The organism is Streptomyces sp. NPDC030820, from assembly GCF_055572075.1.
Window position 1 is genome coordinate 518,523 of record NZ_JBVIEB010000001.1, and the last position, 11,323, is coordinate 529,845.

General features: G+C 70.7%; 10 protein-coding genes and 2 tRNA genes. 9 read left to right on the top strand and 3 right to left on the bottom strand.

Translation table 11 applies throughout. The annotated features are described in order from the left end of the window. Positions 1-21: 21 nt before the first annotated feature. The 5 genes from nadD to ACZ418_RS02375 all read left to right on the top strand — a co-directional run bounded on the left by nadD (position 22) and on the right by ACZ418_RS02375 (position 3,854). Positions 22-708 carry a nicotinate-nucleotide adenylyltransferase gene (nadD, locus tag ACZ418_RS02355; RefSeq protein ID WP_468355629.1) on the top strand — a complete coding sequence of 229 codons (687 nt, stop codon included), beginning with the start codon at positions 22-24 and terminating at the stop codon, positions 706-708. 16 nt (positions 709-724) lie between these two features. Further along, the gene (locus ACZ418_RS02360; RefSeq protein ID WP_468355632.1) at positions 725-2,449 is read left to right on the top strand and encodes an LCP family protein; all 1,725 of its coding nucleotides are present in this window, start codon (positions 725-727) and stop codon (positions 2,447-2,449) included. A gap of 103 nt (positions 2,450-2,552) precedes the next feature. Next, positions 2,553-2,999: a ribosome silencing factor gene (rsfS, locus tag ACZ418_RS02365; protein ID WP_468355635.1), complete on the top strand. Its 447-nt coding sequence runs from the start codon at positions 2,553-2,555 to the stop codon at positions 2,997-2,999. Next, a complete protein-coding gene (locus ACZ418_RS02370) occupies positions 2,996-3,664 on the top strand; it encodes a histidine phosphatase family protein (RefSeq protein ID WP_468355638.1) in 669 nt (222 codons plus the stop codon). The genes rsfS and ACZ418_RS02370 overlap by 4 nt, the downstream gene beginning before the upstream one ends. 117 nt (positions 3,665-3,781) lie before the next feature. Further along, positions 3,782-3,854 (top strand) — tRNA-Ala (locus ACZ418_RS02375). A 53-nt stretch (positions 3,855-3,907) separates the two neighbouring features. Here the strand turns inward: ACZ418_RS02375 and ACZ418_RS02380 are convergent. Beyond that, positions 3,908-4,792, bottom strand: coding sequence for a helix-turn-helix transcriptional regulator (locus ACZ418_RS02380; protein ID WP_468356863.1), 885 nt, complete (start codon positions 4,790-4,792; stop codon positions 3,908-3,910). 440 nt (positions 4,793-5,232) lie between these two features. Between ACZ418_RS02380 and ACZ418_RS02385 the strand changes: the two genes are divergently transcribed. The 4 genes from ACZ418_RS02385 to ACZ418_RS02400 all read left to right on the top strand — a co-directional run bounded on the left by ACZ418_RS02385 (position 5,233) and on the right by ACZ418_RS02400 (position 7,972). Continuing rightward, positions 5,233-6,597 carry an MFS transporter gene (locus ACZ418_RS02385; protein WP_468356866.1) on the top strand — a complete coding sequence of 455 codons (1,365 nt, stop codon included), beginning with the start codon at positions 5,233-5,235 and terminating at the stop codon, positions 6,595-6,597. A gap of 69 nt (positions 6,598-6,666) precedes the next feature. Beyond that, on the top strand, positions 6,667-6,840 hold the full coding sequence (locus tag ACZ418_RS02390) for a hypothetical protein (RefSeq protein WP_388622257.1): 174 nt from the start codon (positions 6,667-6,669) through the stop codon (positions 6,838-6,840). A gap of 3 nt (positions 6,841-6,843) precedes the next feature. Further along, positions 6,844-7,077: a hypothetical protein gene (locus ACZ418_RS02395; protein WP_006136074.1), complete on the top strand. Its 234-nt coding sequence runs from the start codon at positions 6,844-6,846 to the stop codon at positions 7,075-7,077. 822 nt (positions 7,078-7,899) lie between these two features. Further along, positions 7,900-7,972 (top strand) — tRNA-Ala (locus ACZ418_RS02400). A 132-nt stretch (positions 7,973-8,104) separates the two neighbouring features. Here the strand turns inward: ACZ418_RS02400 and ACZ418_RS02405 are convergent. Next, positions 8,105-9,715, bottom strand: a complete 1,611-nt coding sequence (locus tag ACZ418_RS02405; RefSeq protein WP_450984520.1) for an NADH-ubiquinone oxidoreductase-F iron-sulfur binding region domain-containing protein — start codon at positions 9,713-9,715, stop codon at positions 8,105-8,107. Continuing rightward, a complete protein-coding gene (locus ACZ418_RS02410) occupies positions 9,716-10,990 on the bottom strand; it encodes a cytochrome b/b6 domain-containing protein (protein WP_468355641.1) in 1,275 nt (424 codons plus the stop codon). Between the last annotated feature and the right edge of the window lie 333 nt (positions 10,991-11,323).

Genomic DNA, 11,323 nt, shown 5'->3' on the forward strand with positions numbered 1-11,323 from the left:
GGGCCGGTAGGGTCTGCACGCATGGGAGAGCAGGACATGCCTACCGGTCCGGCGTACGAGACCGCCGACGACACGGTCAAGCACCCTCAGTACCGTCCGTTCGGCGGCCCCGCCCACACGGGTAAGCGCCGCCTCGGCGTCATGGGCGGGACCTTCGACCCGATCCACCACGGGCACCTGGTGGCGGCCAGCGAGGTCGCCGCGCAGTTCCAGCTGGACGAGGTGGTGTTCGTGCCCACCGGCGAGCCGTGGCAGAAGTCCCACCGCAAGGTCTCCCCGGCCGAGGACCGCTATCTGATGACGGTCATCGCCACCGCAGAGAACCCGCAGTTCTCCGTCAGCCGCATCGACATCGACCGCGGTGGCCCCACCTACACCGTGGACACCCTGCGCGACCTGCGCGCCCTCAACCCCGACACGGACCTCTTCTTCATCACCGGCGCCGACGCCCTCGCCCAACTGCTGACCTGGCGGGACAGCGAGGAACTGTTCTCCCTCGCGCACTTCATCGGCGTCACCCGGCCCGGCCACCACCTGACCGACCCCGGCCTGCCGGAAGGCGGCGTCTCGCTCGTCGAGGTGCCGGCGCTGGCCATCTCCTCCACGGACTGCCGTGCGAGAGTCGCCAAGGGAGAACCCATCTGGTACATGGTGCCGGACGGAGTCGTGCGCTACATCGACAAGCGCGAGCTGTACCGCGGCGAGTGAGCCGAGAGGGGCACCGGTGAACGACCGATACGACGCGGGTGACGTTGGCTATGGCGCCGGCCCGTACGAAATCGTCGGCTACGACGAGTACGGCCGGCCCATGTACCGGCAGGTCCCGGCACAGCAGACACCGCAGGCTCAGCAGGCGACCTATGACCCGTACGCCCAGCAGCAGGGCTACGGCTACGACCCGTACACCACCGGCCAGCAGCCACCGGTGACCTCCTACGATCCCGGCCGGCCCGCACCCGGGTACGACCCCTACGGCTCCCAGGCCCCGTACGACCCCTACGGCACCGGCACCCGGCACCCCGCCGGCCAAGACCCCTACGGGCAGGCCGCGAACAGTGGACAGCAGCCCCCGGTCACCGAGCAGACCCCCCACATCCCGCAGCAGGCCGGCCCGGCGCAGCGCCCGCACGCCCCGGCGCCGTCCCAGGGGCCGCGTGACGCGGGCGAACGGGATTACCACACCGAGCAGTTCGCATTCGTCGAGGAGCCGGACGGCGACTCCGAGGACGTCATCGACTGGCTGAAGTTCACCGAGAACCGCACCGAGCGCCGCGAGGAGGCCCGGCGCCGCGCCCGCAGCCGGATCATCGCCCTCCTCGTCGTCCTCGCCCTCGTCGCCGTCGGCGGCGTCGGCTACCTCTGGTACGCCGGAAAGCTGCCGGGCCTGTCCTCCTCCGGCTCCAAACCCGGCGCGGCCACGCCGGTCGGCGCCCAGAAGCGCGACGTGATCGTCGTCCACCTGCACAACACCGGCAAGGGCGGCACCTCCACGGCGCTGCTGGTCGACAACACCACCACCAAGCAGGGCAGCACCGTGCTGCTGCCCAACTCCCTCGCCCTGAGCGACGACGACGGCTCCACCACCACCCTCGCCAAGTCGGTGGACGACGACGGCGCCTCCGGCACCCGCGACCAGCTCGACACGGTCCTCGGCACCGACATCCAGGGCACCTGGCGCCTGGACACGCCCTACCTGCAGAACCTCGTCGACCTGGTCGGAAACATCGACATCGACACCAACACCGACGTGCCCGACCCGGACGCCAAGAAGAAGGGCGCCGAACCCCTCGTCCACAAGGGCAGTGACCAGACCCTCAGCGGCAAGATGGCTGTCGCCTACGCCACCTACCGCGCCGCCGGCGAGTCCCAGAACGCCCAGCTGGAGCGGTTCGGCCAGGTCATGCAGGGTGTGCTGCGCAAGATGTCCTCCGACCCGTCGTCGGCCACGACCACCGTGCAGACCCTCGCGCAGATCCTCGACCCGCCGCTCACCGACAAGGACCTCGGCACCTTCCTCGCCAAGCTCGCCGACCTCGCCAAGAGCGGCGCCTACAAGACCGCCCTGCTGCCGGTGCAGGCCGACGGCACCCTGAGCGCGAAGACCAGCGACAGCGTGGTGAAGAACATCCTCGGCGGCACCGCCAAGAGCCCCGACGCCGGCTCCGCGGTCCGGGTCTCCGTGCAGAACGCCACCGGTGTGAAGGACGACGAGGAGAAGGCCCGCGTGGTGCTGCTCAACGGCGGCTTCACCTTCCTGGAGGGCGGGACGGCCTCTGGCGCGCAGGCCACGTCGAAGGTGGTCTACTCGGACGCCTCCCACAAGTCGGACGCCACCGAGGTCGCCAAGACCCTCGGCCTGCCCGCCGGCTCCGTGGCCAAGGGCACCGTCTCCTCCGGCGCCGACGTCTCGGTCGTCCTCGGCCAGGACTACAAACCCACCAGCTCCTGACCGGCCGATCCCGCGCACCCCACGTGCCACATAATCACGTGGGGTGCGCCCGGCGGTCCGTGAGACCCTTGAGGTCCAGTGACCGCCGACCGAAAGCTTCGTAGTGACCGCCACCGACCGTTCTCTTGAGCTCATCAACACCGCCGCCCAGGCGGCGGCCGACAAGCTCGCCCACGACGTCATCGCCTACGACGTCAGCGACGTACTGTCGATCACGGACGCCTTCCTGCTGGCCTCCGCGCCGAACGACCGCCAGGTCAAGGCCATCGTCGACGAGATCGAGGAGCGCCTGCTGAAGGAACTCGGCGCCAAGCCGGTCCGCCGCGAGGGCGACCGCGAGTCCCGCTGGATCCTGCTCGACTACGTCGACATCGTCGTACACGTCCAGCACAGCGAGGAGCGCGTCTTCTACGCCCTGGAGCGGCTGTGGAAGGACTGCCCCGAGCTGGAGCTGCCCGCCGACGCCAAGGCCACCCGCGGCAGGGCGGAGGAGCACGCGAAGCTGCAGGCCGCCGAGGCCGAGCAGGGGCCGGGCGGGGAGTGGCGATGAGCGCCACCGGCGAGGTCACCGACCGCAAGGACCGCGGCCGCCGCATCATCCTGTGGCGGCACGGCCAGACCGCCTGGAACGTCGAGCGCCGCTTCCAGGGCAGCACGGACGTCGCGCTGACCGAGACCGGCATCGGCCAGGCCCGCCGCGCCGCCCGGCTGCTGGCCTCCCTGGGGCCGGACGCGATCATCTCCTCGGACCTGCAGCGGGCGGCGAAGACGGCCGCCGAGCTCGCCGCCCTGACCGGCCTCGACGTCACCCGCGAGGAGGGCCTGCGCGAGACCTACGCGGGCGTCTGGCAGGGGCTGACGCACGAGGAGATCATCGCCCTGTACGGCGAGGAGTACGCCGCCTGGAAGCGCGGCGAGGCGGTCCGCCGCGGCGGCGGCGAACTGGAGACCGAGGTCGCCGACCGCGCGGCGCCCGTCGTACTGCGGCACCTCGAGAAGCTGCCGGAGGACGGCACCCTTGTCGTCGTCAGCCACGGGGGCACCATCCGCACCACCATCGGCCGGCTGCTCGGCCTGGAGGCCGGGCACTGGGAGAGCCTCGGCGGGCTCTCCAACTGCTGCTGGTCCGTGCTCGGTGAGGGTGCCCGCGGCTGGCGCCTGCTGGAGCACAACGCCGGCACCCTCCCGGAGCCGGTCCTCGGCGACGACGACTGAGCGCCTCGGGGGCGCGCGACCCCGGATTTCACTTTCTGGCAGGTCACAGGCTAAAGTTCTTCTTGTTCGCCCCGCCGAGCGGGGCGAGACACCATGCGGCTCCGCCGCGTGGCGCCAGGGGCTATAGCTCAGTTGGTAGAGCGCCTGCATGGCATGCAGGAGGTCAGGAGTTCAATTCTCCTTAGCTCCACTGATCGACACTCTGTTGAGTTGTCAAAGATCGGTGATGAAGGTCCCGTCCCCTCAGGGGGCGGGATTTTCTGTCGTGTACGTCGGCGGCCACAGCCGCTCTCTTCGCTCCCGCAGCAACGCCACCTTCTCGCGCGACTCCTCGTCCTCCGGGGTGTAGACGACGATCCGGCACTCGGGCATCCCGTCGATGGACAGCGACTGCGAGGTCATCCGCATGTCGCCCACCGCCGCATGACGGAACGTCTTCACCCGAGGGCCGGGCGGTATCACCTCGGCACCCGCCCACAGCCTTGCGAACCAGGGGCTCGCCGCCGACAGCGCGCGTATGTACTCCTCCCAGGCCGGCTCGCCCACGCGTCTGCCGTACGCCGACCGCAGCGTCGCCACCATCACCGGCAGCTCGCACTCCCGGGCCACCACCGGGCAGTCCTCGTCCGCCGCGGTGAACAGCGTCCACAGCGCGTTCGGCACACCGATCCCAGGGGCCTTCCGCACCGCGAACAGGACACGGTAGGCAGGGTTGGCGGCCAGGATGTCGTAACGCGAGTTGTAGACCACCGCCAGCAGGGGATCGAAGGCGTCGATGATGCCCTGCACCTCAGGGGCGACCCGGCGGGGCAGGGCACCCGGCTCTGCCTCGAACGGCACCTCCGCCAGCCGGTACAGATGCTCACGCTCCGGCGCGTCCAGCCGCAGCGTGCGGGCGACCGCGTCCAGCACCTGTGGCGAGGCGTTGATCGGCCGGCCCTGCTCCAGCCACGTGTACCAGGTCACACCCACGCCGGAGAGCTGGGCGACCTCCTCCCGGCGCAGGCCGGGTGTGCGCCGCCGCAGTCCCGGCGGCATCCCCACGTCGGCCGGTGTCACCCGCGCCCGCCTGCTGCGCAGGAAGGCGGCCAGCTCCGGCCTGCGGCGCTGAGCGCTCGTCGGCCGGATCGTCTTCGCCGTCCCCGCCCGGTTCGCCGTCCTCGTCGTCCGTGCCGTCTGCGTTGTCTGTGCCGTCTGCTGCGTTGTCTGTGTCGTCCGCGTCGTGTTCGTCGTGCTCACCGTCATCGTGCGACCCCCGTCGTCCCCGTCCATCCTCGTCATCCCCCGTCGTCCCCGCCCTCATCGTCGGCACCCGGGCCCGGCCCTGCCAGGTGCTGGCAGTACCAGCATCGCCGGGCTCTCGGCACCCGTACCGGAGCGTCGTCAAGCTCGACGCCATGACGACGACATCCCGAAACGGGCCGGGCAGCGGGCCCGCTGTGAACCCTGCGATCAGTGAAGCACCTGCCACTGACAGTGACCCCTCGACCGCCGACGGTCCCGCATCACCCGTCACGGACAGTGAAGCACCCGGCACTGACAACCGGCCCCGGCTGCTGCTGGCGGTCCTGCTCACCGCCCTGTTCATGGCGGCCCTCGACGTCTTCATCGTGAACGTCGCCGCTCCCACCATCGGTTCCGAACTCCATGCCTCGGGCGCCGACCTGCAGCTGGTCATCGCCGGCTATGCCATCTCCTACTCCGTGCTGCTGATCACCGGCGCCCGGCTGGGCGACCGGCTCGGCCATGCCCGGGTCCACCTCGCCGGTGTCGCCCTGTTCACCGCGGCCTCGCTCGCCTGCGGGCTGGCGCAGGGGGCGACCGAACTGATCGCTTTCCGGCTGGCGCAGGGTGCGGGTGCGGCGCTGGCCATCCCGCAGGTGCTCAGCCTGATCCAGCGCACCTTCACCGGCGAGGCCCGGGCCCGGGCGCTCGGCGCCTATTCGGCGGTCCTCGCCGTCGGTGCGGCGGCCGGGCAGATAGCGGGCGGTGTGCTGGTCAGCGCCGATCTGTTCGGGACCGGCTGGCGGCCGGTGTTCCTCGTCAATGTGCCGGTGGGCGCCGTGCTGCTCGTACTCGGCCGCCGGGTCCTGCCGCTGGGCGGCGCGGGAGGGAGGGAGCGGTCCCGTGCGCTCGACCTGCCGGGACTGGTGCTGCTGGGCGCGGCCGTGTCGCTGCTGACTGTGCCGCTGGTGCTCGGGCAGGAGGAGGACTGGCCGCTGTGGTCCTGGCTGTCACTGGCCGGTGCGGTGGTGCTGTTCGCGCTGTTCTGCGGGTACGAGACCCGGCTGGCCCGGCGCGGTGGCGCCCCGCTGATCGCGCTCCGGGTGCTGCGCCACCCCGGCATCGGCCTGGCCGTCTTCCGCATCCTCGTCGTGATGTCGGTCAACGCCGGCTTCCTCTTCGCGCTGACCCTGCACGTCCAGGGCGGCCTCGGCTACAGCGCGCTGCGGGCCGGCCTGAGCTTCGCGCCGACCGCCGGCGTCTTCGGTGCCGTCAGCCTGAGCTGGCGGAGGTGGCCCGCCGGGCTGCAGCGGATGCTCACCTCGGCCGGGTTCGCGCTGACCGCGGTCTCCGTGGCCGTCGTGGGGCTGGCCTTCCACGGGGGCGGTGACGGGGGAGCGGTCCTGTACGCCGGGTACGCGGGCGTGGGCGCCGGGCTCGCGCTCGCCTTCAGTCCGACGCTCACCCGCGCACTCGCCACCGTGCGGCCCGAGGACGCGGCGGACGCCAGTGGCCTGCTGGCGACGGTCACCCAGCTCGGTCAGCTGATCGGCGTGGCGTCTTTCGGCACACTGTTCCTGAACCGGGTTGAGTCACTGGGGCTTCCGCGCTCGTATACCTCTGCGGAGGCGTTCTCGGTGTGTGCCTGGGCGCTGGCCTCAGCGGCCGCGGTGGGCGCCGTGTCCGGACTGGTACTGAGGCGTCGCTGACCGTATTGCTCCGGCCGTGGCAGAATCAAACGGCCGGAAGGGGGCGCGGCCCGACGGGAGGGAGTAGCGATGCCTGCGAGCATCCTTGAGGAGGTCGGCCACCTCCTCGGTGCGGCGTTGATACGGGACACGACCACCCGGCTGAGCTGCCCTTCCTGTGGTTCCGCGCATGTCGCCCAGGTTCTCGGCGACAACGGCGGAATCTCCTACGTGTGCACGGCCTGCGGCCACATCTGGAGCTGATCGATGGGTGCACACAGGCGAAAGTGCGACTGGTGTGGGAGCGGTACGCCGATCGTCCGTGACATGGAGCCGATCAATCCCGACTACCAGTACTGGTGCGAGGAATGCGCGCGGGCGCTGATCATAAAAGGCGACCCGATCGAGACGTACCGGGAATTGGAGGGCGAGCCGATCTACGGGCGCCTTCTCGAGGAGCACTGCACACTCAAACGGTTCTACTCCTTCGTGACCGCCTGATACCGGATGCGCCGCTGTCGTGTTCCGGCGCCGATGTCCGGGTGAGCACGAGGGACAGCGCACCAGCGGCCGCGTAGAGCGCCGAAAGCGTCAATTCGCCGGGCGCCCCGGTTCAGTTCGGGCCGCCCGGTTCCGTGCGGCACCCACCAGGGGACGTACGAACAGAAGCCCAAGTGGCACACACCACACCCACTGGTGGGTCCACGACAACTCCGCCGCCGCGGCGGCCGCGCGGCCCAGAGCGGCCACGACGGCTGCCGGGCGCTCCAAAGGCCTCCCTGGTCGGGCGGATGCAGAACACGCGCCAGAAACGCCGCGCAGGGCCTGATCGGCTGCGTCCTCTGCATGACCGACCCGGCCCGCACGGATCACCGTGTCCGTCCAGAAGCGCCATGAGCCGTACGGCAGGACGGCCGCCCCGCGCGCGTGCCGCAGTCATGGCGTCGCGTCCCCGCCCGGCAGGTGGGCCGCGACGCCCGTCACGAGCAGGAACACCGGCCGGTGGGGCGGCGGGTCAGGCCCCACAGCACCAGAACGGCCGGCAGCGGGTGAGGGGCAGCGGTGTGAAGAGCCGGGCGGCGAACGGCGGGTGGGTGATGGGCAGGTGCGGCCGTCGCCCGCAGCGCGTACAGGTCGCCGCCGGCGCGCACGGTGGCGACCTCGGCCCCGTACACGGCGACGAGCTGCGCACGACACGATCAGGGCCGCAAAAGCAGACATTGGCGACGCATCGGTGCGAATCCGAAACCGATTTGGCGCTGCGCCCCCGGGCCTGTAATGTTTACGTCGTCGCCGGGGGAACCGGGCGAAACAACAAAACAAGGGGCTATAGCTCAGTTGGTAGAGCGCTTGCATGGCATGCAAGAGGTCAGGAGTTCAATTCTCCTTAGCTCCACAGAAGTCGAAGGCGGATCATCCCGACGGATGGTCCGCCTTCGGCGTGTTGCGTCGCCGAGATTCGCGGCCGAACGACGGCGGTCGAACGAAGGGGCGGTCACCCGAACCGGGAGGCCGCCCCTTGGTGTGCTCAGCGGCCGAGAGCGCGCCGGCCGCGGCCCTGGGAGACGACCGGCAGGTTGCGGGACGGTGCCTGCCCGCGCGTGTCCTCCTCGATGCGCAGGGCGAGCGCCGGGCAGCGGCGCACCGCACGCAGCGCCTTCGCCTCCGCATACCGCGGCACCTGTGCCTGGGCGACGGTCGGGAAACCGTCGGCGCCGAGTTCGAACACCTCCGGGAGGATGTCGGCACACAGTCCGTGACCCCGGCACAGCGTCCAGTCGACGTAGATCTTCTGGCGGCTGGCGCCGGTCTCTTCGGGCTCTCCGCCGCCCGGGATGCCCGTAGGGGCCCTGCCTCCCTCGAAGAGCGGCAGAACGCCCTCCACGGGCCGTCCGCAGCCGTTTCCGAGCACATGCGCGGCCAGGTCGTCGGTGAACGCCTTGATGGTCGACTCCAGGAACATCGCCGAGCCGTCCGGATGCGAACACGCGCCACGGCGCTTGACGTTCTTCGCGACCTGCTTCAGTGCCTCCAGCGCGGCCGGGCCGCCGCCGCCCAGGATGTCCTCCATGCCGCGTGCGGCGGCCGGCAGTCCGAGGTAGCAGGGCCCGCACTGGCCCGCGCTCTCCTCCGCCAGCCACTGCGCCACCCGCAGCGACTCGCCCAGCGGGCAGGTCTCCTGGCTGATCGGCAGAATCGCGCCGGCCCCCAGCGAACCGCCCACCGCATCCAGCGAGTTGCGGGAGACGATCGCCTCGTTGACGGTCGCCGCGTCGATCCACTTGCCGTGATAGCCACCGGTCAGCACGCCCTGCGGCACCGGCGGGGCGCCCGCCAGCTGCAGCACGTAGCGCAGCGGCACGCCCGTGGGCACCTCGATCACCATCGGGCGGGCGACCGCGCCGGACACGGTGAGCATGACGGTGCCCGGCTCGTCGTACAGTCCGGTGTTGCCGTAGCGCTCGGGGCCGATGCGGGCGGCGATGGCCAGCTGCGCGAACGTCTCCGCGTTCGACAGCAGCGTGGGCGCGCCGCCGACGCCGCTCTGCGAGGCGCTGATCTTGCGGCCGGGCGGGATCGCCGGGCCGCCGTCGACCGAGCGGATCAGCGAGGCCGCCGCCCCGGTGACCATCCGTACCGGGTTGCGCTGCACCCACGCGCGTAGCGCCGATCTACGGCTGTTGCTCAGCCCGCGTTCGGCGAGCGCGGCCTCCATGGAGCGCTGCGTCGACTCGCGTGTGACACCGATCACCAGCGTCCGCGCGCCGAGCGCCTCGGCGCACAGCAGTGCGCCGTCCAGGATCAGGTGCGGGGCACGGTTGATCAGCACCGTGTCCTTGCGGCAGGCAGGCTCGTCCTCGCTGCCGTTGACCACGACGACCGGCCGCACCCCGCGCTTGATCGCCGACTCGGCGACCGAACGCAGCTTCTTGTGGAAGGGGAAGCCCGCGCCGCCACGGCCCCTGAGGTTGATGCGTTCGGCGAGCTGAGCGAGCTGCTCGCCGCCGAGCGGATCGAGCGGCCCGTGCACCTTCAGGTGCATGGGCAGATCGAGCCGTTCCACAAGGTCGAAGCCCGACGTGAGCTGCGGAAGACCGACCACGCGGACTTCGGGTACGTCGGGCAGGGCCTCGTTCACTTAAAAGCCTCCGGACGGCGTGTTCCAAGGTTCGCCCGAACCCGGAGCGTCGTAGGACGCGCCGGGCAGCGTTTCGGTAGCGGGACCGCTGTTGTACGTGTCACTGGCGTTGTACGTGCCGTAGAGGCCGTTTGTCTCACCGGTGTCGTACATGTCACTTCCGGCGTAACCGGCGGTGCCCGAATTGCCGTAGACCGGAATGGTCTGCCCGGTGTCCTGGAACGGGTCGTACGCGGACGGCGGGGCCTCGCCGACCGGCGGCGGGGACGGGATCGGCCAGCTGCCCGAGGTGCTGGAGAGGCCGTCCACGCGCGGGATGGCCTCCGTGGCCTGCATGTCCAGCGGCAGGTCCACGCGGGAGGTCTGACCGGCCGGGTACGACTGCCGGGAGCGGCCGGGCGTGGAGACGGCGCGGTAGGCGGCCGCGAAGCCCGACGCGGGTTCCGCTGCGGGGGTGGCGGGGGACTGGTACAGCGGCGCCGAAGGGGCGGCGGCCCCCCTCGGCTCCCGCCGGCCCTCGAAGCCCGCCGCAGCCGGCTCGGCCGCCCGGGAACGGCTCGCGTCCAGCTCCTCGAGTCCCGGCCGCTCCGAGCTGCCGAACAGCGCCACGAGCCGGTCGGCGACCCGGCGCTTGACCGGGCGCGGGGCGGCGCGCAGGGCGAGGGCGGCCATCACGCCCAGCAGCGACAGGCCGTAGGAGATCACGAAGAACGGCTTGGCCGCGCGACCTGCGTATAGGCCGTGGATCAGCGCGGCGCACCAGGCCGGGTAGGCGAGCATGTGCATGGCGCGCCAGCGGGCGGCGACCGGGGCCGGGGTGGCGAAATTGCTGCGCAGGGCGCCGGTGACGCCCACGAAGATCATCAGCAGTCCCGCCAGCGAACCCAGCCCGATCAGGCCGCCGATTCCGGTGACACCGAGCGCGAACGGAATGATGGCGGCGATCGCCTTCGTGTGGCCGAGTGCCACCTTCGTGGTGATGTGCAGCAGGAGGAACGCGATCGAGGCGACCCCGAGCGTGCGGTGCACCGCCTGGCCGACGATCCGCTGCCGGATGTTCAGGAAGATCCGGTCCTGCGCGAACAGGCCCCAGATCACCGAGCAGCTGAGCGAGACCAGGGACAACACGCCCGCGCCGAAGTTGAGGAAGTCGCGGAACTGATTGCCTCCGGCCAGCACCACCACGGGTATGAGCAGCAGGACGACAGCCGATGCCACCCCATAGGCCGAGCGGCCCGGTTTGGGGAGGGAGCTGGTACTACGACGAGGGTTCATGGGGGCAACTCCGAGCAGTTTCGGGAAAGCGGTCCCGCTGCCGAACTCTAAGTGGCGCCATACCGATCAGTACGGGGTTTGAGTTATTGCGTTGTTATCAACGGACAGTGCGACTGGGAGTGACGTCCCTTAGCGGACGGTACGCGAAGTAATTGCTGACCTTGGTTCAGCCCTCCTCTTGCGTTCTGGCATGTCCACAAGGGATACGGACGCGGGCCGCGGCTTGCTCAAGGCCGTCGCCGCTCGCTGAGGGCCTGCGGTACCCTAACGCCATGCGTGCCGTACGCCTTCTGCTTAGCGGGCCGCGCTGATCAGTACCGACCCCGGGTCGAA